General features: G+C 73.2%; 25 protein-coding genes and 1 riboswitch. Of the genes, 12 read left to right on the forward strand and 13 right to left on the reverse strand.

Annotation, left to right across the window (positions count from 1 at the left end; genetic code table 11):
• Positions 1 to 102: 102 nt before the first annotated feature.
• From FGW31_RS30210 to FGW31_RS30220, 3 genes are all read right to left on the reverse strand, one after another.
• Positions 103 to 528 carry a GNAT family N-acetyltransferase gene (locus FGW31_RS30210; protein WP_142196718.1) on the reverse strand — a complete coding sequence of 142 codons (426 nt, stop codon included), beginning with the start codon at positions 526 to 528 and terminating at the stop codon, positions 103 to 105.
• Between the two features lie 70 nt (positions 529 to 598).
• A complete protein-coding gene (locus FGW31_RS30215) occupies positions 599 to 3,166 on the reverse strand; it encodes an ABC transporter permease (protein WP_142196719.1) in 2,568 nt (855 codons plus the stop codon).
• A 4-nt stretch (positions 3,167 to 3,170) separates the two neighbouring features.
• The gene (locus tag FGW31_RS30220) at positions 3,171 to 3,983 is read right to left on the reverse strand and encodes an ABC transporter ATP-binding protein (protein WP_142196720.1); all 813 of its coding nucleotides are present in this window, start codon (positions 3,981 to 3,983) and stop codon (positions 3,171 to 3,173) included.
• A 212-nt stretch (positions 3,984 to 4,195) separates the two neighbouring features.
• Between FGW31_RS30220 and FGW31_RS30225 the strand changes: the two genes are divergently transcribed.
• Positions 4,196 to 4,435: a toxin-antitoxin system HicB family antitoxin gene (locus FGW31_RS30225; protein ID WP_142196721.1), complete on the forward strand. Its 240-nt coding sequence runs from the start codon at positions 4,196 to 4,198 to the stop codon at positions 4,433 to 4,435.
• 4 nt (positions 4,436 to 4,439) lie between these two features.
• A complete protein-coding gene (locus tag FGW31_RS30230; RefSeq protein ID WP_142196722.1) occupies positions 4,440 to 4,814 on the forward strand; it encodes a fic family toxin-antitoxin system, toxin component in 375 nt (124 codons plus the stop codon).
• Here FGW31_RS30230 and FGW31_RS30235 read toward each other — a convergent pair whose 3' ends face one another.
• The 4 genes from FGW31_RS30235 to bioB form a co-directional block, all read right to left on the reverse strand.
• A complete protein-coding gene (locus FGW31_RS30235; protein ID WP_142196723.1) occupies positions 4,815 to 5,516 on the reverse strand; it encodes a class I SAM-dependent methyltransferase in 702 nt (233 codons plus the stop codon). It lies immediately after the preceding gene.
• A gap of 66 nt (positions 5,517 to 5,582) precedes the next feature.
• The gene (gene bioD / locus FGW31_RS30240; RefSeq protein ID WP_142196724.1) at positions 5,583 to 6,299 is read right to left on the reverse strand and encodes a dethiobiotin synthase; all 717 of its coding nucleotides are present in this window, start codon (positions 6,297 to 6,299) and stop codon (positions 5,583 to 5,585) included.
• Position 6,300: 1 nt separating this feature from the next.
• Positions 6,301 to 7,581, reverse strand: coding sequence for an adenosylmethionine--8-amino-7-oxononanoate transaminase (locus tag FGW31_RS30245; protein ID WP_142196725.1), 1,281 nt, complete (start codon positions 7,579 to 7,581; stop codon positions 6,301 to 6,303).
• A complete protein-coding gene (gene bioB / locus FGW31_RS30250; RefSeq protein ID WP_142196726.1) occupies positions 7,574 to 8,740 on the reverse strand; it encodes a biotin synthase BioB in 1,167 nt (388 codons plus the stop codon). The genes FGW31_RS30245 and bioB overlap by 8 nt, the downstream gene beginning before the upstream one ends.
• Positions 8,741 to 8,885: 145 nt before the next feature.
• Here bioB and FGW31_RS30255 point away from each other — a divergent pair, with 145 nt between their 5' ends.
• The gene (locus FGW31_RS30255; RefSeq protein WP_142196727.1) at positions 8,886 to 10,013 is read left to right on the forward strand and encodes an 8-amino-7-oxononanoate synthase; all 1,128 of its coding nucleotides are present in this window, start codon (positions 8,886 to 8,888) and stop codon (positions 10,011 to 10,013) included.
• Between the two features lie 180 nt (positions 10,014 to 10,193).
• Here the strand turns inward: FGW31_RS30255 and FGW31_RS30260 are convergent, their stop codons facing one another.
• Together FGW31_RS30260 and FGW31_RS30265 are read right to left on the reverse strand one after the other, a co-directional pair.
• On the reverse strand, positions 10,194 to 10,418 hold the full coding sequence (locus tag FGW31_RS30260; RefSeq protein ID WP_142196728.1) for a DUF397 domain-containing protein: 225 nt from the start codon (positions 10,416 to 10,418) through the stop codon (positions 10,194 to 10,196).
• Between the two features lie 9 nt (positions 10,419 to 10,427).
• Complete coding sequence (locus tag FGW31_RS30265) at positions 10,428 to 11,288, reverse strand: helix-turn-helix domain-containing protein (RefSeq protein ID WP_142196729.1); 861 nt, start codon at positions 11,286 to 11,288, stop codon at positions 10,428 to 10,430.
• A 212-nt stretch (positions 11,289 to 11,500) separates the two neighbouring features.
• On the opposite strand from FGW31_RS30265, the gene FGW31_RS30270 reads away from it, so the two are divergent.
• Positions 11,501 to 11,995 carry an ATP-binding protein gene (locus tag FGW31_RS30270; RefSeq protein ID WP_142196730.1) on the forward strand — a complete coding sequence of 165 codons (495 nt, stop codon included), beginning with the start codon at positions 11,501 to 11,503 and terminating at the stop codon, positions 11,993 to 11,995.
• An 18-nt stretch (positions 11,996 to 12,013) separates the two neighbouring features.
• Here FGW31_RS30270 and FGW31_RS30275 read toward each other — a convergent pair whose 3' ends face one another.
• From FGW31_RS30275 to FGW31_RS30285, 3 genes are all read right to left on the reverse strand, one after another.
• Positions 12,014 to 12,487 (reverse strand): C40 family peptidase, encoded by a 474-nt coding sequence (locus FGW31_RS30275; protein WP_142196731.1) that lies wholly within the window; start codon positions 12,485 to 12,487, stop codon positions 12,014 to 12,016.
• A gap of 4 nt (positions 12,488 to 12,491) precedes the next feature.
• A riboswitch (cyclic di-AMP (ydaO/yuaA leader) is annotated at positions 12,492 to 12,683 on the reverse strand.
• Positions 12,684 to 13,026: 343 nt separating this feature from the next.
• On the reverse strand, positions 13,027 to 13,335 hold the full coding sequence (locus tag FGW31_RS30280) for a hypothetical protein (protein ID WP_142196732.1): 309 nt from the start codon (positions 13,333 to 13,335) through the stop codon (positions 13,027 to 13,029).
• Between the two features lie 7 nt (positions 13,336 to 13,342).
• Positions 13,343 to 13,978 (reverse strand): ATP-dependent Clp protease proteolytic subunit, encoded by a 636-nt coding sequence (locus FGW31_RS30285; RefSeq protein WP_142196733.1) that lies wholly within the window; start codon positions 13,976 to 13,978, stop codon positions 13,343 to 13,345.
• Positions 13,979 to 14,045: 67 nt separating this feature from the next.
• Here FGW31_RS30285 and FGW31_RS30290 point away from each other — a divergent pair, with 67 nt between their 5' ends.
• Positions 14,046 to 14,333: a type II toxin-antitoxin system Phd/YefM family antitoxin gene (locus FGW31_RS30290; protein ID WP_142196734.1), complete on the forward strand. Its 288-nt coding sequence runs from the start codon at positions 14,046 to 14,048 to the stop codon at positions 14,331 to 14,333.
• 88 nt (positions 14,334 to 14,421) lie between these two features.
• Here FGW31_RS30290 and FGW31_RS30295 read toward each other — a convergent pair whose 3' ends face one another.
• Positions 14,422 to 15,432: an ABC transporter permease gene (locus FGW31_RS30295; RefSeq protein ID WP_142196735.1), complete on the reverse strand. Its 1,011-nt coding sequence runs from the start codon at positions 15,430 to 15,432 to the stop codon at positions 14,422 to 14,424.
• Positions 15,433 to 15,538: 106 nt separating this feature from the next.
• Here FGW31_RS30295 and FGW31_RS30300 point away from each other — a divergent pair, with 106 nt between their 5' ends.
• From FGW31_RS30300 to FGW31_RS30330, 7 genes are all read left to right on the forward strand, one after another.
• Positions 15,539 to 16,168: a TetR/AcrR family transcriptional regulator gene (locus FGW31_RS30300; protein WP_142196736.1), complete on the forward strand. Its 630-nt coding sequence runs from the start codon at positions 15,539 to 15,541 to the stop codon at positions 16,166 to 16,168.
• A 166-nt stretch (positions 16,169 to 16,334) separates the two neighbouring features.
• On the forward strand, positions 16,335 to 16,637 hold the full coding sequence (locus FGW31_RS30305) for an urease subunit gamma (protein WP_142196737.1): 303 nt from the start codon (positions 16,335 to 16,337) through the stop codon (positions 16,635 to 16,637).
• Positions 16,638 to 16,652: 15 nt separating this feature from the next.
• On the forward strand, positions 16,653 to 16,964 hold the full coding sequence (locus tag FGW31_RS30310; protein WP_142196738.1) for an urease subunit beta: 312 nt from the start codon (positions 16,653 to 16,655) through the stop codon (positions 16,962 to 16,964).
• A complete protein-coding gene (locus FGW31_RS30315) occupies positions 16,957 to 18,678 on the forward strand; it encodes an urease subunit alpha (protein WP_142196739.1) in 1,722 nt (573 codons plus the stop codon). The genes FGW31_RS30310 and FGW31_RS30315 overlap by 8 nt, the downstream gene beginning before the upstream one ends.
• The gene (locus FGW31_RS30320; RefSeq protein WP_142196740.1) at positions 18,678 to 19,352 is read left to right on the forward strand and encodes an urease accessory protein UreF; all 675 of its coding nucleotides are present in this window, start codon (positions 18,678 to 18,680) and stop codon (positions 19,350 to 19,352) included. Before FGW31_RS30315 ends, FGW31_RS30320 begins: the two co-directional genes overlap by 1 nt.
• A gap of 207 nt (positions 19,353 to 19,559) precedes the next feature.
• On the forward strand, positions 19,560 to 20,243 hold the full coding sequence (ureG, locus tag FGW31_RS30325) for an urease accessory protein UreG (RefSeq protein ID WP_142196741.1): 684 nt from the start codon (positions 19,560 to 19,562) through the stop codon (positions 20,241 to 20,243).
• Entirely contained in the window at positions 20,231 to 21,010 is a 780-nt protein-coding gene (locus FGW31_RS30330) for an urease accessory protein UreD (protein WP_142196742.1), read from the forward strand. Before ureG ends, FGW31_RS30330 begins: the two co-directional genes overlap by 13 nt.
• Positions 21,011 to 21,072 lie beyond the last annotated feature (62 nt).

The following is a 21,072-nucleotide window of genomic DNA, read 5'->3' on the forward strand; positions in this document are numbered from 1 at the left end:
CCGGGAGGCTCGCCCGCGGGCGGTGGAACGACCTTTCACGGAGGACCGAGTGGCCCTCCGAGAGCAAAGGACCGGCAAAAGAAGTGCGGGTGCGGCCGTGGATCAGCCGGTGAGGGGCTTCACCCAGCGCCGCCAGCGTTCCTCCGGCGCGTACCCCGCGGCGCCCCACGCACGGTGCGCGGTCTCGTTGCGCTGGAGCACCATCGCGTCCGCGCGGCGCCCGCCGAGCCGTACGAACCGTTCCTCCGCGGCCGCCAGCAGCGCGGAGGCGATGCCCCGGCGGCGGTGGTCCGGGTGGACGGCAAGCCGGTACAGGTGGCACCGCCAGCCGTCGAAGCCCGCGACGACCGTCCCGACCAGTTCGCCGTCCAGCTCGCCGAGGATGAGCGCCTCGGGGTCGCGGGCGACCAGCCGCTCCACGCCGTCGCGGTCGTCGCTGATGCTCGTCCCCTCGGCGGCCGTCTTCCAGAAGGCCAGCACACCGTCCAGATCGTCGGGCCCGGCGGCCCGCACACGCAGTTCGCTCATGCGGCGATCCCAGCACGCCGGTCGTCCGATGGACCGGCATTTCCACGATGCGGACCGTGCGGCACCGCGCTCACTCGTACGCGATGGCCTCCAGGACGTTCATCCGCGACGCCCGCAGCGCCGGCAGCAGCGCCGCCACGATGCCGACCACCACCGAGCCGACGACCACCGCCGCGACGGTGCTCCAGGGAACGGCGAGCGCGGTCATGCCCTCCAGCGCCAGGACCTGTTGCGTGCACAGACCCCACACCAGCCCCAGCCCGAGTCCCAGCATCGCGCCGAAGACCGCGATCACCACCGACTCCAGCCGGATCATCCGGCGCAGCTGCCGCCGGGCCAGGCCGATCGCGCGCAGCAGACCGATCTCCCGGGTGCGTTCCACCACCGACAGGGCCAGCGTGTTGACCACGCCCAGCACCGCGATGACGATCGCCAGCCCCAGCAGGGCGTAGACCAGGTACAGCAGGACGGCGATCTGGTCGTGCACCAGGTCCTTGTAGTCGGCCTGGTCGCGGACCTGCACCTGCGGGTACGCATCCAGCGCCGACTCCAGCCGGTCGCGCAGCTCGGCCGTGCTCGTCCCGGCGGCGGCGTTCACGTAGAGCGCGGAATCCTGCCCGCCCGGCACGTACGCCTCGACGGTCGCGATGCCGAAGAACAGCCCGCCCCGCATCCCGAAGCCGTCACCGCCCGCCATGTCGGTGAGGGCGGCCACGGTCAGCTCGGTGCGCCGGCCGCCCGGGAACTCGACGGGAAGTGTGCTGCCGGTCCGCACGCCGTGCTCCGCGGCGAAACCGGCGTCCATGGCCATGCCGCCGTCCGCCAGGGCCGCGGCCGTGCCGCCGCGCGCGTACGTCACCCGCGCGACGTCGTCGACCCGGTCGTCGTACCCGGCGGCCGTGGTCTCGACCCGCTGCCCGTCCGGCAGCCGCACCGCCACCGGCGCGAACCGCTGCCGCACCACCAGTCCCGTGCCCTCCGTGTCCCGCACCCGGTCGGTGACCTCCTGCGGGAACGGCTTGAAGTTGGCGTTCTGGATCACGAAGTCGGCGCCCAGCGTCCTGTCGATCTGCTCGTCGAAGGAGCGCGACATCGAGGCGCCGGCCACCGACATGCCGGTGACCAGGGCGAGGCCCACCATCAGCGCGGCGGCGGTCGCGCCCGTACGGCGCGGATTGCGCAGCGCGTTGCGCCGGCTCATCAGGCCGACCGCGCCGAACAGCGCGGGGAAGCCCGCACCGAGCACCCGGATCACCGGCCGCACCAGCAGCGGCCCGGCGACGACGGTCGCGACGAGCGTGAGGACCACGCCGAGCCCGAGCAGCGACGCCGCCGACGAGGTCTCGTCCGCGGCCGCGCAGCCGGCCAGCGCGGCCGCGCCGAGCGCGCCCACCACCGACCCGGCCGCGGCGCGGACGCGCAGCGGCCGTCCCGCCCCGGCGATCTCCGCGTCGGCCAGCGCGGCCATCGGCGACACGGCCGCCGCCCGGCGGGCCGGCAGGAAGGCCGCGACGAAGGTGACGCCCGTGCCGACGGCGTACGCGGTGACGGGCGTGGCCCAGCGGATGACCATCTCCGCGGTCTCGAGACGCATGCCGAAGGCGCTCATCAGCCGGATCAGCCCGACCGCCAGCCCGATGCCCGCCACGAGGCCCAGCGTGGAGCCGGCCAGGCCGAGCAGCAGCGCCTCGGTGAGCACCGACCGGCGCACCTGCCGCCGGTTGGCGCCCAGCGCCCGCAGCAGGCCCAGTTCGCGGGTGCGCTGGGCGATCAGCATGGAGAAGGTGTTGACGATCAGGAACACGCCGACGAGGACCGCGATCCCGGCGAAGCCGAGCATCACGTACTTGATCACGTCGAGGAACGCGCCGAGTTCGTCCGCGGCCGTCTCGGCCTGTTCGCCGGCGGTGCGGATCTCGTAGGCGCCGCCGCCGAGCCCGGCGGTGACCCGGCGCTTCAGCTCGGCGTCCGTCACGCCGGGCGCCGCGTCGAGGGAGACGCTCGTGGCGCGGTCCGGCGAGCCGAGCAGCCGGCCGGCCGCGACCGCCGGATCGAGGAAGATCCGGGCCGCGCCGGGATTGGTGGTGGTGAACGCGGCGATGCCGACGACCTCGACGCGGAAGCTGCCCGGCTGCGCCTGCACGGACAGCGTGTCCCCGATGCCGACGCCCTTGGCGTCGGCGGTGTCCGCGTCGAGCACGGCCTCGCCGTCGCCGCGCGGTGCGCGGCCGGAGGCCAGCTCCACCACGCTGCGTTCGCCGGCGTGCCAGTCCCGCGCGAGGGTGGGCGCGCCCGTGGTCGGCCCCACCGACTCGTTGCCGCTGTCGACGACCGTGATGTCCCCGACCTCGACGTCCGCGTGGGCGGCCGCGACGCCGTCGACGCGGGCCAGTTCCCGGGCGAGCGAGGCCGGCAGGGTCTGGACCGCGCCCGAGGGCACCGACGACTCCAGGTCCCCCCGGGGCTCCACCGTCACGTCGGCGGAGCGGGAGGCGAACAGCCGGTCGAAGGTGCGGTCGACGGTGTCGGAGAAGATCAGGCTGCCCGCGACGAACGCCACGGACAACACCACGGCCAGCGCGGACAGCAGCAGGCGGCCCCGGTGCGCGAGGAAACTCCGCAGCGTCGCCCTGAGCACGGCCTCACTTCCTCCCGGAGCGGTCGGCGTCGTCCACGGGGGCGCGGATCACGTCGAAGCGCTTCATCCTCTCCAGCACCGACTCCGCGGTCGGCTGCCGCATCTCGTCCACGATCCGGCCGTCGGCGAGGAAGAGCACCAGGTCGGAGTGGGCGGCGGCGCCCGGGTCGTGCGTCACCATCACGACGGTCTGGTCGAGCCGGTCCACGGCCTCGCGCAGAAAGCCGAGCACCTCCAGGCCGGATCGGGAGTCGAGGTTGCCGGTCGGCTCGTCCGCGAAGATCAGCTCGGGCCGGGAGGCCAGCGCGCGGGCGCAGGCCACGCGCTGCTGCTGACCGCCGGACAGCTGCGCCGGGCGGTGCCGGAGCCGGTCCCGCAGGCCGAGCGTGTCGATCACCTGGTCCAGCCACTGCTCGTCGGGCCGCCGGCCGGCGATGTCGAGCGGCAGCGTGATGTTCTCCCGCGCGTTCAGCGTCGGGACGAGGTTGAACGACTGGAACATGAACCCGATCCGGTCGCGTCGCAGCCGGGTCAGTTCACCGTCCTTCAGACCCGTGATCTCGGTGTCGCCCAGCCACACCTGTCCGGCGGAAACGGTGTCCAGTCCCGCCAGGCAGTGCATGAGCGTCGACTTCCCGGACCCGGACGGCCCCATCACCGCGGTGAACCGCCCGCGCACGATGTCCACGTCGACACGGTCCAGGGCGAGCACGGTCGTCTCGCCGGAGCCGTACGCCTTGGTGAGACCGCGGGCGCGGGCCGCGATCCCGTCGGCCGGCGCGAGGCCGGGGGCGTGCTCCGCGGCAGGTGTGGGCATGGCCGCCTCCTCCGGGTGGATGTCGGGCCGTACCGGTCGCGCCCGAGCGTAATGTGATCCGGCCCACACTCGGTATCCCCCATGGGTGCGGGTCGGTCTCCACCTCAGGTCCGGTTTCCGGGTCCGATCCCCGATGGCGGTGTAAGGGGCACCCTTTTTCGCCCGGCCGACGGCACTTGCCGTTGCTAGCATTCCGGCGCTAGCTTCAAGGTATGGCGAAGACCCAGCTGAACGTGCGCGTGGACGAGGGAACCGCCCGCGCGGCCCGAGAGCGGGCCCTGGCCCGCGGCATGAGCGTCAACCGCTACATCGAGGAACTGGTGCGGCAGGACACCGGCGAGGCCGGCCGCGCGTTCGTCGACGCCGCCGCCGACTTCATGAAGCAGTACGAGAGCGTCTTCGCCGAGGAGTTCGGCAAGGACCGCGAGGGCGCACGCGAAGGCGGCCGCTGACCCCTTGGACCACCTGCGCATCGACCTCGCCTGGCTGCTCATGCTCGCCGAGCAGCAGACCCCGGGCGACCCCCAGGTCACCGACTGGGGCGCCCTGGTCGCCGCCGTCGCACGCCACGAGGCCGAGATCTTCGACGTCCCCGTCTACGACAGCCCGCACGCCCGCGCCGCCGCCCTCCTCCAACTGCTGATCCACGTCCCGGCGCTGGAACGCTCCAACGCCCTGTTCGCCTCCGCGGTCGCCTACGCCTACCTCGTGGCCGGCGGTCTGAAGGTCGTCACCACGCCGGAGCAGGTGCGCGACCTGGCCCGGCTGGTCAAGAGCGGCGAGGCGACCGTGGCGGACATCGCCGCCGAGCTGCGCCGCTGGAGCGAGTGATCAGCTCCCGTCGGCCGCCGCGTCGTCCACCGGCCGCCACGCCGTCCCGATCACGCAGTACGAGGTGGGCAGGACCGGCCCCTTCTCCGGCATCAGCGTCCGCCGGTAGGGCCCGAGTTCGAACCCCGCCTCGCGCAGCGCGGCGACCGGTTCCCGCGCGACATGGCAGCCGCCGGCCAGCGGCGGCCACACCGTCCGGTCCAGCGCCCGCTGGGTGAGGTTCATGAGCCGGCCGCCGCCCAGCCCGTGTTCGAAGAACCGCACCTCGCCACCCGGCCGCAGCACCCGCCTGACCTCGGCCAGCGCCCGCGGCACGTCCCGCACGCTGCACAGCACCAGCGAGAGCACCGCCGCGTCGAACGCCTCGCTCTTGACCGGCAGCGCCTCCGCCACACCCGGCGCCACGTCCACCGGCACCTCCGCGCGCAGCGCGGCCTCCACGGCCAGGGTGCGCAGGTCCCGTTCCGGTTCGATGGCGACGATCTCCGAGACCGTGTCCGGGTAGTGCGCGAAGTTCAGGCCGTTGCCCGCGCCGATCTCGATCACCCGGCCGGACAGCCCGCCGAGCAGTCTGCGCCGCACCGTCGCCATGCCCGCGCGGGTCTCCGCGGCCACACTCACCCGGGCGTAGCAGCGGGCGAACAGCGGATGGTGCACGGGATCGCGCGCCGTCTTCGCGGAGCGGCCGGACCGAGGCTGCATGTGGACCTCCCCAGGAGCGACTACGGCGATTCTCCCCCGGACGGGCTGCCCGCACCCCCGCTGCGGTCAGGGCGCCTCACGCACCCGGAACGCCTCCGCGTCCCAGGTGCCCTCCAGCCGGGGCGCCAGCCAGTGCGGCGCCGCCGCCCGGAACACGGCGGGGTCGAGCAGCCCCGCCCCGGCCGGCACGGCCCCCAGCAGCGGAACCCCCGTCACGTCCGGCAGGTCCAGCAGGTTGCAGCGCGCCGCCAGATCCGGCTCCGCCGGCCAGCTGCCGACCACCACACCCGCCGGGTCCAGACCCCGCCCGCGCAGTTCGCGGACCGTCAGCTCCGTGGTGTTCAGGGTGCCGAGCCCCGCCCGGGCCACCACCAGCACCGGTGCGGACAGCAGCTCCGCCGCGTCCGCCAGCGTCCCGCCCGCCGCGTCGAACCGCACCAGCAGCCCGCCCGCGCCCTCCACCAGCACCAGATCGTGCTCGGTGGCCAGCTTGGCGGCCCGCTCCGCGACCTCGTGCGGATGCACGGGCGCCCGCCCGGCCCGCCGCGACGCCGTGGCCGGCGCCAACGGGTCCGGATAACGGGCGACTTCGGCCGCCGTCACCGCTCCCGCCAGCCGCGCGACCTCCTCGGCGTCCCCGGGCTCGTCCGGCCCGACGCCCGTCTGCGCCGCCTTCAGCACGGCCACCGAGCGGCCGGCCGCCAGCGCCGCCGCGGCGACCGCGGCCGTCACCACCGTCTTGCCGACCTCGGTGTCCGTGCCCGTGACCACCATCACCGGCATGTCATCCCTCCTTCGCCGCAGCGCACACCGCACGCGCGATGCGCGCCACGTCCGCGTCACCCGTCACGTACGGCGGCATGGTGTACACGAGATCCCGGAACGGCCGCAGCCACACGCCCTCACGCACCGCCGCCGCCGTGGCCGCCGCCATGTCGACCGGGTGGTCGAGCTGCACGACACCGATCGCGCCCAGCACCCGCACCTCGCGGACCCCCGGCAGATCCGCCGCCGGGGCCAGGCCCGCGCGCAGTCCCGCCTCGATCCGCTTGACCTCGGCGAGCCAGTCCTGCCCGAGCAGCAGCTCGACGGAGGCGCAGGCCACGGCCGCCGCCAGCGGATTGCCCATGAACGTCGGGCCGTGCGCCAGCACCGGAACGTCACCGCGCGAGATGCCCTCGGCCACCCGCGCGGTGCACAGCGTCGCCGCCATGGTCAGATATCCGCCGGTCAGCGCCTTGCCCAGGCACATCACATCGGGCGTCACCGCCGCGTGGTCCGCGGCGAACAGCGCGCCGGTGCGGCCGAACCCGGTCGCGATCTCGTCGAACACCAGCAGCACGTCGTGCTCGTCGCAGGCCTCGCGCAGCACCCGCAGGTACGCGGGGGAGTGGAACCGCATCCCGCCCGCGCCCTGCACCACCGGCTCCACGATCACCGCGGCCAGTTCGTCCGCGTGCCGCCCGATCAGCTCCCGCAGATGGCCGGCGTACGACTCCTCGTACCGCTCGGGCGGGGCGTCGGCGAACACCTGACGGGGCAGCACGCCCGACCACAGCTCGTGCATGCCGCCCTCGGGGTCGCACACCGACATCGGCTGCCAGGTGTCGCCGTGGTAGCCGCCCCGCCAGGTCAGCAGCCGCCGCTTGTGCGGCCTGCCCAGCGAACGCCAGTACTGCAGGCACATCTTGACCGCGACCTCGACCGACACCGACCCGGAGTCGGCCAGGAACACGTGCTCCAGACCTTCCGGCGTCATGTCGACGAGGAGCTTCGCCAGCCGCACGGCGGGCTCGTGCGTGAGCCCGCCGAACATCACATGGCTCATCCGGGACAGCTGCTCCGCGGCCGCCTCGTTGAGCACCGGGTGGTTGTAGCCGTGGACGGCCGACCACCAGGACGACATCCCGTCGACGAGTTCGCCCGAGCCGTCGGCGAGCTTCAGCCGCACCCCGCTCGCCGACTCCACGACGAGCGGTTCCTGCCGGCCCGGCATGGGCCCGTACGGGTGCCAGACGTGCCGCCGGTCGAGTTCCAGCAGCCCGGCGACCGACAGCTCAGGCATTGGGGGCGAGATCCGTTCCCGCGCCGCGGCGGCGCACGGCGACCAGATCGGTGCGCGGCCCGTCGGCCGGGTGCGCCGACTCCCCTGCGGACTCCCCGGCCGCCGGCGCGGAACCGCACGTCCCGCCGCCTCCGTGCGACCCGCATCCGCCGCCCGTCCGGTGCTCGGGCAGCGTCACCTGCTCGGCGCCCTCCACCTCGAAACCGGCGTCCGCGATCATCTCCAGGTCGGCCCTGCCCGCCTGGCCCTCGCTGGTGAGGTAGTCACCGAGGAAGATCGAGTTGGCCAGGTGCAGGGCGAGCGGCTGCATCGTGCGCAGGTGCACCTCGCGGCCGCCCGCGATCCGCACCTCGACGTCCGGGCAGACGAACCGCACCATCGCCAGGATGCGCAGGCACCGCTGCGGGGTCAGGTTCCACTCCTTGGCGAGCGGTGTCCCCTCGAACGGGATCAGGAAGTTGACCGGCACCGAGTCCGGGTCCAGCTCGCGCAGCGAGAAGACCACGTCGACCAGGTCCTCGTCGCTCTCGCCCATGCCCGCGATCAGACCCGAGCAGGCGGACAGCCCGGCCGCGTGCGCCTTCTGCACCGTGTCCACGCGGTCGGCGTAGGTGTGCGTGGTCGTGATGTCCCCGTACGTCGACTCCGACGTGTTGAGGTTGTGGTTGTAGGCGTCCGCGCCCGCCTCGCGCAGCCGCTCCGCCTGGCCCTCGGAGAGCAGTCCGAGGCAGGCGCACACCTCGACGCCCTCGTTCTGCTCCTTGATGGCCCTGATGGTGTCGGAGACCCGGTCCACGTCGCGGTCGGTCGGACCGCGGCCGCTGGCCACCAGGCACACCCGCTTGGCGCCGCCCGCGAGCCCGGCGGCCGCCGCCTGCGACGCCTCGTCAGGCTTCAGCCAGGTGTACTTCAGGATGTCGGCCTTCGAGCCGAGCCGCTGGGAGCAGTAGGAGCAGTCCTCCGGGCACAGGCCGGACTTGAGATTGACGAGATAGTTGAGTTTCACCCGTCGGCCGAACCAGTGCCGGCGCACCTTTCCGGCCGCGGCCACCACATCGAGCAGGTCGTCGTCGGACGTCGCGAGGACGGCCAGTGCTTCCGCGCGGGTCGGCGTCTCGCGCCGAAGCCCCTTGTCCACCAGCGTGTTCAGCAGGTCCATGAGAGCCGATCCTGTCCTACCGGACCCGCTCCGGCCAAGGAGAGTTCGTACAACAGAGGCGCTTCGAGGTGTGGGTATTGCCACACGGTGGTCCGGCTGTCCGCCCGCTAGTGTCTGTGCACTGCCTACAAATCCCGGAGGAGCCATGGCGTTCGGCTGGATCGACGGACAGGCCGAGTCGCGGCGCCGGGCCGGACTCGTCCGCACGCTGCGCCCGCGGGCCGCCGGCACACCGCTCCTCGATCTGGCGAGCAACGACTACCTGGGCCTGACCCGCCATCCGGAGGTCGTCGAGGGCGCGGCCCGCGCCGCGCGGACCTGGGGCGGCGGTTCGACCGGGTCCCGGCTCGTCACCGGCACCACCGAACTCCACGCCGAGCTGGAGCGCGAGCTGGCCGGTTTCTGCGGCTTCGAGGCGGCCCTGGTCTTCTCCTCCGGCTACGCCGCCAACCTCGCCGCCGTCACCGCGCTGGCCCCGCACGGCTCGCTGGTCGTCTCCGACGCGGGCAACCACGCCTCGCTGATCGACGGCTGCCGACTGGCCCGCGGAACCACCCAGGTGGCCGCGCACGCCGACCCCGACGCCGTGCGCAAGGCGCTGAGCGGGCACGACGGCCCGGCCGTCGCGGTGTCCGACACGGTGTTCTCGGTGGACGGCGACGCCGCGCCGCTCGCCGGGCTGGCCGGGGCGTGCCGGGAGCACGGTGCGGGTCTGGTGCTCGACGACGCGCACGGCCTCGGCGTGCTCGGCGACGGCGGCCGGGGCGCCCCGCACGCGGCGGGACTCGCGGGCGCCGACGACGTCGTCGTGACGGTGACGCTGTCCAAGTCGCTGGGCAGCCAGGGCGGGGCGGTGCTCGGCCCGTCCCGGGTGATCGACCATCTGGTCAACGCGGCACGGACGTTCATCTTCGACACCGGGCTCGCCCCGGCGGCGGCGGGCGCCGCGCTGGCGGCGCTCCGGCTGCTGCGCCGGGAACCGGGGCGTGCGGCGCGGGCCCGCGCGGTGGCGCGGGAGCTGCACACCCGGCTGACGGCCGCGGGTCTGGAAGCGGTGCGTCCGGACGCCGCGGTCGTCTCCGTGCGCGCACCGTCCCCGGAGCAGGCCGTGCGATGGGCGGCCGACTGCCGGGCGGCCGGCCTGTCCGTGGGCTGTTTCCGTCCTCCTTCCGTGCCCGACGGCATCCCACGGCTCAGGCTGACCGCCCGCGCGGACCTGTCCGGGGCGGAGATCGAACGCGCTGTACGGGTGATCGGCGAAACGCGACCATGAGTCGGCGGGGCACGGCCGTGCGTCGCTCGATGACGTGACGGTTCGTTCGGGTCGGTTGGTCGGTTGGTCGGTGAGGTCGGTCGGTTGATCGGTGAGGTCGGTCAGTGGTCGGTGAGGTCGGTCAGTGGAGGTGGCGTCGCAGCGGCGGACGGGACGTCCCGCCGGTCGTTGCGAGGCCGGTCATCGGACCGCGGTGACGAACTCCGTCCAGCTCTCGGGGGAGAAGAGCAGGGCGGGCCCGGCCGGGGCCTTGGAGTCGCGCACCGCGAGCAGTCCGGCCAGGGGGCCGGCGGCCGGCCGGGCCGTCTCCACACAGTTGTTCGCACCCGTGCTGTAGCTGCTGCGCAGCCATCGCGCACCGTGCAGTGCGAGGCTGGAGGTGATGGTCCGAGGCGGTGTGGGCATGATGCCTCCTTACGCGCCGGCTGCCGCGCCGGCGATGAAATCCAACGAGTCCTCTGGTGAAAGGGCGTGGACCGAAAGGGCGTTGAAGGCCTCCAGGTACGCCCTGAGGTCTTCTTTCCGCTCCAGATGGAGGCTACTCGTCAAGTGGTCGAGAACAACCACGTCCAGATCAGAAGTGCGCGAAAACGAAAAGATGACGAAAGGACCGGTCACGCCGATGTGCGCCCCCGCGCTGAACGGCAGTACCTGCAAGCGCACTTGAGGGAGCCGGGCCGCCTCCACCAGCCGGGTCAGCTGCCGGGCCATCACACCGGGACCGCCCACCTCGCGGCGCAGCACCGCCTCGTCCAGGACCGCGCTCAGCTCCAGCGGCGGATCCGCCCGCAGCACGTCCTGCCGGGCCAGCCGGACCTCCACCAGGGCGTCGAGCCGTTCCTCCGACGCGCCCTCCAGGGCCGCCTTCGTCACGGCGCGCGCGTACTCCGGGGTCTGCAGCAGCCCGGGGATCACCGTGGTCTCCAGGGTGCGCATCGCGCTGGCCTGCGACTCCAGACTGATGAAGTCCCGGTAGGTGGGCGGCAGCACCCCGCGGTAGGCGTGCCACCAGTGGTGCCGGCCGGTGCCGTCGCCCGCGCCCGAGAGCACCAGGAGCAGCTCCCGCAGCTGGGCGTCGCCCACGCCGTAGACATCGAGCAGTAACCGGACATCGGCCGGTTTCACTCCGCTCGTGCCGGTCTCGATCCGGCTCACCTTCGACTGGTGCCAGCCCGCCAGCCGGGCCGCCTCGCCACTGGTGAGTCCGGCCGAGTTGCGCAACGCGCGCAGTTCCGCGCCCAGCTTCCGGCGGCGCACCGCGGGACCGTGCTGCATGGGCTTCTCCTTACTCCTTCCGAGCCGCCCCTATACGGTCTCCCGTCGCAGAGTTCACCGCTTTGAGCGACAGATATATGCATATCTTGGTCGATCGCCGCCCAACGCCCTGCGGTAATGGCAGTCTGGCGACGAAGCACCAGTGCGGGACCGTACTCGAACCAACCGCTCCGTGTCGGACTGCGGTCCCGTGGGAAAGGGACGACGTCGCCATGGCAGACCATCTGGAAGCATCCGTCACTCTGCCGAGCGATCCCGCCTCGGTCTCGGCCGCGCGTGCCCATGTGGTGGGCACGCTGGCGGAGTGGGGCATGCCGGAGGACGCGGACCTGTCCGACACCGTCCGGCTGATCGTGTCCGAACTCGCCACCAACGCGGTGCAGCACACGTTCGGACAGTCACCCACGTTCACCGTGGACGTCGTGCTCGTCCGCGACGAACGGGTGCACATCGGCGTCACGGACAGCCATCCCCGTTTCCCCAAGCGGCTGCCCGCCGCGGTGCAGCAGGACAACGGCCGCGGACTGGTCATCATCCGCTGCCTGACCGCCGAGTGCGGAGGCAGGCTCAGGATCCGCCCCACGCGTGAGGGCGGCAAGACCGTCTCGGTGGAACTCCCGTGGACCGTCCAGGCCGCCGAAGCGGTCACGGCGGCGGGACAGCAGGAGCAGGAGGCCCGGCGGGGCGGCGGCGCCGCGGTGCGGTGAACGCCGCCGCCCCGCGGATCACCTCACCCGACCGTAGGAGACGCTGCGCGTCCAGATCTTCTGCAGACGCACCACGTCCCCGGTCTTCGGGGCGTGCCAGATCTTGCCCTTACCCGCGTAGATGCCGACGTGGTAGACGTAGCCGCCCGAATGGAAGAAGACCAGGTCTCCCGCCCTGCGGTTGCCGGCGGAGACGTGGCGGGTCTTGTTGTACTGCTGGGCGGCGGTGCGTGGCAGTTTCTTGCCCGCCTTCTTGAACGAGTACAGCGTCAGACCCGAGCAGTCGAACCTGTGCGGCCCGGTGGCGCCCCACTGGTAGGGCGAGCCCTTCTTGGACGCGGCGATCCGCAGGGCCTTGGTGGCCGGGCCCGCGGCGGCCGCCTCCGAGGCGGCTCCGGGGACGGCGATGGTGCCGCCCACGGCGGCGAGGGTGAGAGCCGAGGCGGTTCCGGCGCGGGCCATGAGAGACGGGACACGATTGAGCGCAGTCATGCGCAACCCTTCGTCAGCCGCCTGTGAAGGATGACCTGTCGGATTCGGGCTGGCGAAGTTGCCCGGCCGCACCTGTGCGGCTTCACCCCAAGGACCGCTCGGAACTGACGTACCGGCGGCCCGTCGTGCTCGGGTCCTCCACTCCTGCCGATCCACTCCTGTCGACCGGTCATCCGGGCGGCGGCAGGACTCGGCGTCCGCCCGGATCGCCCCGCCGCGGCGGCGGGGTCTTGTCGTCAGTCAGGGATCTTGGCTCATCGCGCGATCGAAAACCCAACGGAACGGGTGGTTTGTGTTGTTACTCACCACTCATCCGTTCGGGTGGACACCTCCCTGTTCGGGCGGTCCTCCCGTCCGGCGATGAGCCGCGGACCAGCGAGGAAATGCCCGCGGTCGTCCGGCGGCAGGCGGTCTGCGCAACTCCGGCGGCTCGAAAACAGGAGGTTCGTCTACGCCGGATGGGGGTACGCCGTTTGGTCCGTTTCAAGCCCGGCCGGGGCGCACCGCCCGCCGGACCTCGTCCGGGGGCGGTCCGGACGTCAACTGCCGGTGTCCGGCGGCAGTGTGAGGCGGGCCGTACGCCGTTCGCCGTCCAGCACCCGCAGGGCCCGGGCCAGCGTGGCGGAGTGCAGTTCGCTCTCGCCGCGCCGGTGCATCAGGGTCAGCGCGTCGCGCAGGGCGACGGCCTTGCCGACCAGTGCCTGGGCCGCGCGCAGCCCGCGGTAGGTGTCGCCGCCCAGGGCCGGATTGACCCGGCCGAGCAGATCCACGACGTCGAGGTAACGGTCGATCAACTCCGCCTCGGCGCGGGTCAGCGCGGGCAGTGGCGGCAGTTCGGGTGGCAGCATCGGCGGCTCACTTCGCGGCCGGCGCGGGGTACGCGCTCCGGCGGTGCGGCACGATCCGGTCCACCAGGCCGTAGTCCACCGCGGCCTGCGCGTCGAGGACCTTGTCCCGCTCGATGTCCGCCCTGACCTGCTCGGCGCTCCGGCCGGTGTGACGGACCAGCATGTCCTCCATCCGGGCGCGGATGCGCATCAACTCCTCCGCCTGGATGGCCAGATCGCCGGCCTGGCCCTCGACGGGCTCCTGCAGGGCGGGCTGACGGAGCACCAGGCGCGCCCCGGGCAGCGCGAACCGCTTGCCCGGTGTGCCTGCGGCCAGCAGCAGCGCGGCGGCACCCTCGGCCTGGCCCAGACAGATCGTCTCCACGTCGCAGGTGACGTAGCGCAGCGTGTCGTAGATCGCCGACATGGCGTGGAAGGAGCCGCCGGGGGAGTTGACGTAGAGCGAGATGTCCCGGTCGGGGGAGTGGTGCTCCAGGTACATGAACTGGGCCATCACGTCATTGGCGGAGGTCTCGTCGATGGGTGTGCCGAGGATGACGATGCGCTCCTCGAGCAGCTTCGAGTAGGGGTCCGTGGTCCGGTTCCCGGACGCCGTGCGTTCGGTGAACTCGGGCAGCACGTGGCGGGCGGACGGTCGGGTCATGAGGGCCCCTCCTGTCGGTCGTCTCTGTAAAAAATGTACAGGACGTACGTGCCGTTATGATGGGCACATGGCCTACGAGATTCCGGTGACCCAAGCCCGGGCTGAGCTTGCCGACCTGATCAACCGCGTGGTGTACGGCGGTGAGCGCGTCGTCGTGACCCGGCACGGGAAACCCCTCGTCGCCCTCGTGTCCGCCGATGACCTGCGACGACTCGAGGAAGTCCAGGAGGTTGCGGAGCCCGCGGAGGAGCAGGTGATCAGCACGGTCTCCGGCGTCCGCGGGGTCGCTTCCGCCGGGGGCGAACAACAGCGTTTCGGCATCGCCGCGGAACACCGCGGGACGGCCGCCTCGTAGCCGTCGCACCGCAGCGCGACAGGGCCGTGCACACCTGCCGACGGTGGCGGGGCGCACGGCCCTGTCGCGCTGCGGGGGACGAGGGCCGTCAGCCGGCGAGGGCCGGGTCGCGGTCGGCCGCGGGCTCGGCCTTCCGCGCGTGCTCCTTCAGCGCATCGGCGAGGAGGACGGCCCCCAGACCGAGCGCCGCCCACCAGGCCAGCGTCAGGGCGGGGCCCGTGACCGCCGCGCCGTCGAAGAACGACACCGAGCGCAGCAGGGACACGCCCGCACCCGGCGGCAGCCACTGGCCGATCGCCCCGGCGGGCTCGGGCAGCAGCTCCGGCGCCGAGGACGCCCCCGAGAACGGGTTGCCGAGGAGCATGATCACGAGCCCGCCCAGTGCGATGCCCGCCTGCCCCAGCAGTGCCGCGAGTCCGGAGACGGCCGCGCCCACGGCCAGCGCCGCCAGCGCGAAGGTCCCGGCCAGCGCCCACCAGTTCCCGGGAACCGCCTCCAGCCAGCTGTGCGTCAGCGCCGCGGCCACCGCGCCGACCAGGGCCGCCGAGCCGGTCAGTGCGACGACCGCGCGGACGCCGCGCAAACCCAGCATCGTCACCGCGGTACCGGCCCCGATGCCGGCCAGCGCCAGCGGCAGCACGCTCGCGTTCATGATCGCGCCGCGTGGGTCCCGTTCGGCGGCGGGCACCACGTCCACGGTCCTCACCCGGGACCCGGAGGCTTCCGCCTGCCGCGTCACCGCCTGCTGAAGCAGCTGGGCCACGACCGGGCTCGCGGCGGTCGCGACGAGCAGCTTCGGGCCCCGCTCCGCGGCGACGACCGCGCCGTACACCTCGCGCTCCTCGACGGCCTCGCGGGCGGCGGTCTCGTCGGCGTAGCGGTGGAGCTCGAACGCGCCCTGCTGCCGCTCCAGTCGCTGCTCCAGCGGTGCGGCCGCGGCGGCGGGGCCGGCCACGCCGAGCGGCAGGTCACGGGGTGCGGTGCGCGCCGCGGGCCAGGCGAACGCCCAGAGCGCCAGCGCCACCAGCACGGGGACCAGCACCACCACGGCGGCGATACGGCGGTGCGTCGGCGGTGAGGAGGGTGATGAGGGGGACATGAGGGCTCCCACGTCAAAAAGAAGGATCGTTCGTTTTGACTTCGTCTCCACCGTCCCGCCGTCGGTCCCGCTTGTCAAGAAGGAACGTTCGTTTTAGGTTTCGGTCATGGCTCGCGTATCCCAGGAACACCTCGACGCCCGCCGCCGCCAGATCCTCGACGGTGCCGCGCTCTGCTTCGCCCGCAACGGCTTCCACGCGACCTCGATGCAGGACGTGCTGAAGGAGGTGGACCTCTCCGCGGGCGCCGTCTACCGGTACTTCGGCGGGAAGGAGGAGCTGATCGCCGCGATCGTCACGGAAGTCCTCGACACGGTGCGCGGCATCTACGAGCAGGCCGCCCGGGAGACGCCGCCGCCCACCCCGGACGTCCTCATCCCGCGCACCCTGGCCCGGATGCGGGAAGCACGGCCGGCAACCCTGGACAACGGTGAGTGGATGTTCCCGCGGCTGATGATCCAGGTGTGGACCGAGACGACCCGCAGTCCCGAAATGGCGGCCACCCTGAGCGAGGGGTACCAGAACGTCCGTGCGGGCTGGGCGAGGATCGTCGAGGGCTACAAGGACGCCGGCATGATGCCCAGGGACGCCGACGCGGACGCGATGGCGCGGGCGATGATCGCGGTCGTGCAGGGCTTCGCGGCCCAGATCGCGCTGTTCGGCGGGACGTTCGAGGAGTCGGTCGGCGACGGGCTGCGGGCGCTGATGGCGGTGCGTCCGCCCGGACAGGACGCCTGACCGCACGGCCGGCGCTCCGCGGAGCGTCCGCCGCGCCCTGCCGCGGTTAACGCGCGTGAAACGACGCCCGGTTAGCCTGCCCACCCACGCCACCGGGCACGCCGGCCCGTGGCCGCGGCCTCCGGATCCCGCACGGTCCGGAGCGAGAACTGTGAGGTGGGACGCCGTGCACCTGACCCCGCACGAGCAGGAGAGGCTGCTGATCCACGTCGCGGCCGACGTGGCGGGCAAACGCCGGGCGCGCGGACTGAGGCTGAACCACCCCGAGGCGGTGGCCCTCATCACCTCGCACGTCCTCGAAGGCGCCCGGGACGGCCGCACCGTCGCCGAACTCATGTCCTCCGGGCGCGGGTTGCTCACCCGGGCGGACGTCATGGAGGGCGTGCCGGAGATGATCCACGACGTCCAGGTGGAGGCCACGTTCCCGGACGGCACCAAGCTCGTCACCGTCCACGACCCGATCGTCTGACCGGGAGAGGCCGCCGTGATTCCCGGAGAGTTCCTGTTCGCCGACGACCCGGTGCTGTGCAACGAGGGCCGCGAGGTCACCCGGCTCACCGTCCTCAACACCGCGGACCGGCCCGTCCAGATCGGTTCCCACTACCACTTCGCCGAGGCCAACCCCGGCCTGCAGTTCGACCGCGCCGCCGCCCGCGGCAAGCGGCTGGACGTCGCCGCCGGAACCGCCGTGCGCTTCGAACCCGGCATCCCCGTCGAGGTCGGTCTCGTCCCGCTGGCCGGGGCCCGGGTCGTGCCCGGACTGCGCGGCGAGACCCGAGGAGCGCTCGATGCGTGAGATCTCCCGCGCCGCCTACGCCGACCTGTTCGGCCCGACGACCGGCGACCGCATCCGGCTCGCCGACACCGACCTGCTCGTCGAGATCGAGGAGGACCGCTCCGGCGGTCCCGGACGCGCCGGTGACGAGGCCGTGTTCGGCGGCGGCAAGGTCGTCCGCGAGTCCATGGGCCAGTCCCTCGCCACCCGCGCGGACGGCGCCCCGGACACGGTCGTCACCGGCGCCGTGATCGTCGACCACTGGGGTGTCGTCAAGGCCGACGTCGGCATCCGCGACGGACGGATCACCGGCATCGGCAAGGCGGGCAACCCCGACACCATGGACGGCGTCCACCCGGACCTGGTCATCGGCCCCGAGACCGAGATCATCGCAGGCAACGGCCGGATCCTGACCGCCGGAGCCGTCGACGCCCACGTCCACTTCATCTGCCCGCAGATCGCCGACGAGGCGCTGGCCTCCGGCATCACCACGCTGGTCGGCGGCGGCACCGGCCCCGCCGAGGGCTCCAAGGCCACCACCGTCACGCCGGGCCCCTGGCACCTGGCGCGGATGCTGGCCGCGATGGAGGCCCACCCGCTGAACATCGGGCTGCTCGGCAAGGGCAACACCGTCTCCGAGGAGGCGATGCTCTCGCAGATCAGGGGCGGCGCGGTCGGGCTGAAGCTGCACGAGGACTGGGGATCCACCCCGGCCGTCATCGACGCCGCGCTGACCGTCGCCGGACGCACCGGCATCCAGGTCGCCATCCACACGGACACCCTCAACGAGGCCGGTTTCGTGGGCGACACGCTCGCCGCGATCGCCGGGCGCGGCATCCACGCGTACCACACCGAGGGCGCCGGCGGCGGACACGCGCCCGACATCATCACCGTGGTCTCCGAGCCGCACGTGCTGCCCAGCTCCACCAACCCGACCCGGCCGTTCACCGTCAACACCGTCGAGGAGCACCTCGACATGCTGATGGTGTGCCACCACCTGAACCCGGCGGTGCCAGAAGACCTGGCCTTCGCCGAGTCCCGGATCCGGCCGTCCACCATCGGCGCCGAGGACGTGCTGCACGACCTCGGCGCCATCTCCATCATCTCCTCCGACTCCCAGGCCATGGGGCGCGTGGGCGAGGTGATCCTGCGGACCTGGCAGACCGCGCATGTGATGAAGCGGCGGCGCGGCGCGCTCCCGGGCGACGGACGCGCCGACAACCACCGGGTGCGCCGCTACGTCGCCAAGTACACGATCAATCCGGCGCTCGCCCAGGGCATGGCCCGCGAGATCGGCTCCGTGGAGAGCGGCAAGCTGGCCGATCTCGTGCTGTGGGAACCGGCGTTCTTCGGCGTCAAGCCCCTCCTCGTCCTCAAGGGAGGTCAGATCGCCCACGCGCAGATGGGCGACGCCAACGCCTCCATCCCGACGCCGCAGCCGGTCCTCCCGCGCCCGATGTACGGGGCGATCGGGCGGGCGCCCGCCGCCAACTCCGTCAACTTCGTCGCCCAGGCGGCGGTCGAGGCCGGTCTGCCGGACCGGCTCGGGCTGGGCAAGCGGTTCGTGGCCATCGACTCGACCCGCGCGGTGACCAAGGCGGACATGCGGGAGAACGACGCCCGGCCGGACGTGCGCGTCGACCCCGACAGCTTCGCCGTCTACCTCGACGGCGACCTCGTCGAGACGACTCCTGCCACCGAACTGCCGCTGGCCCAGCGGTACTTTCTCTTCTGATGTCCCGGTCGGCGCTGCTCGTCCTGGCCGACGGACGGTTCCCGGCCGGAGGGCACGCGCACTCCGGCGGGGCCGAGGCGGCCGTGGCCGCCGGGCGGATCACGGACGCCGCGAGCCTGGAGGACTTCTGCCGCGGACGGCTGCACACCACGGGACTGGTGTCGGCGGCCCTCGCCGCCTCCGCTGCGCTGGGCGCGGACCCGGCGGAACTGGACGCGGCCGCCGACGCCCGCACGCCCTCGCCCGCCCTGCGCACCGCCGCGCGCCGACTGGGCCGGCAACTGCTGCGGGCGGCCCGCGCGACCTGGCCGTCGGACGAACTCGACGGCCTGGCGCGGCGGTTCCCCAAGGGAGCGCACCAGCCGGTGGTCCTGGGCCTCACCGCACGGGCCGCCGGACTGGGGCCCGCCGACGCGGCGCACTGCGCGGTCCACGAGAGCGTGAGCGGACCGGCGACCGCGACGGTACGGCTGCTGGGCCTCGACCCGTTCGACGCGACGGCCGTGTCGGCGCGGCTGGCGCCGGAAGCGGACCGGGTGGTGGAGCGGGCGGTGGACGCGGCGCGCAGGGTGGCAGGCGAAGGGGTCGACGCGCTGCCCGCGGCGTCGGCTCCGCTGCTGGAGATCCTCGCGGAGGCGCATGCGGGGTGGTCGGTGCGGCTCTTCGCCTCGTAGGGGCGGGGTCGCCTCGCACGGGCAGCCGACCGGGGGCACCGGCCGCCCGTCTACGGTCCCCGTCCCGCGGACATCCCCTCGGACCATCTCGAACCCCTCGGACCATCCGAACCCCTCGGACCATCTCGAACCCCCTCGGCCCTCGAACCCCATCGACCTGAACGGCCCCGTCCTCGAACGCCGGACGGGACGGAAACCGGAGCCGCCATGCATCTCGACCACGCCCCGGCCCACCACGGCCCCGCCGCCGTGAGTGCCGACGTCACACGGCCCGACGGGGCGCGGCGGGCGCTGCGGATCGGTCTCGGCGGGCCCGTCGGGTCCGGGAAGACCGCCACCGTCGCCGCCCTGTGCCGGGCCCTGCGGGACGAGGTGTCCCTCGCCGTCGTCACCAACGACATCTACACCCGCGAGGACGCCGAGTTCCTGCGCCGCGAGGCCGTGCTGCCGCCCGAGCGGATCACCGCCGTGGAGACCGGGGCGTGCCCGCACACCGCGATCCGCGACGACATCTCCGCCAACCTGGAAGCGGTGGAGGACCTGGAGGACGGCGTCGGACCGCTGGACCTGATCCTCGTCGAGTCCGGCGGCGACAACCTCACCGCCACCTTCTCCAAGGGGCTCGTGGACGCGCAGATCTTCGTCATCGACGTGGCCGGCGGGGACGACATCCCGCGCAAGGGCGGCCCCGGCGTGACCACCGCCGACCTCCTGGTCGTCAACAAGACGGACCTCGCCCCGTACGTCGGCGCCGACCTCGGCCGCATGGCCGCCGACGCCCGCACCCAACGGGCCCACCTCCCCGTGGTGTTCCAGTCGCTGCGCGACGGGGCCGGGGTGCGGGACGTCGCCGGCTGGGTGCGCGAACGGCTCACCGCGTGGACGGCGTGAGAACCGCCGGCGTACGGGCCCTCGCCCGGATCCACGCCCGCGCCGACGGCCGCGGCGGGACCTGTCTGCCCGTGCTGGACGGCGACGGGCCGCTCGCGCCGCGGCGCACGCGAGGAAGCGGCGGTGAGGCGCACGTCGTGCTGGTCGGCGCCATGAGCGGACCGCTCGGCGGGGACCACCTCACGGTGCGGGCGGACGTGGAACCGGGCGCCCGGCTCCGCGTCGGCTCGGCCGCCGCCACCATCGCCCTGCCCGGCCGGCACCCGGGCGGGGCACGCCAGGACGTCACGCTCACCGTCGCCGACGGCGGCGAACTGCACTGGCTGCCCGAGCAGTTGATCTGCGCCCAGGGCAGTGACCTGACCGTCACCACCCGAGCCGACCTCGCCCCCGGCGCCCGGCTCGTGCTGCGCGAGGAGCAGATCCTCGGGCGGGCCGCGGAGCAACCGGGACGGCTGCTGTCCCGTCTGACGGTACGGATCGGCGGGCGCACCGTCCTCGACCAGGAACTGGCCTGCGGACCCGGAGCCACGGGCGGCTGGGACGGTCCTGCCGTGCTCGCGGGACGCCGCGCGGTCGGCCAACTCGTGCTGGTGGGACCGGAGTTCGAAGTAAGACCGGTCGGCGCGGGGCCGCTGGGGGAGGATGCGGCCGTCCTGCCGCTCGCCGGTCCCGCCGTGCTGGTGAGCGCCGTGGCGACCGACGCGCTGCGCCTGCGGCGCCTCCTGGACGAAGCCCAGGACCGCCTCGCCGCCCCGTCCGTTTGACGGAACTCCTTTACCCGGTTATCGGATTGGCAAAGAAGGGCCGACGCCCCTGTCCCCGCGGG

This window comes from Streptomyces calvus (genome assembly GCF_006782915.1).
Classification (GTDB): Bacteria; Actinomycetota; Actinomycetes; order Streptomycetales; family Streptomycetaceae; genus Streptomyces; species Streptomyces calvus.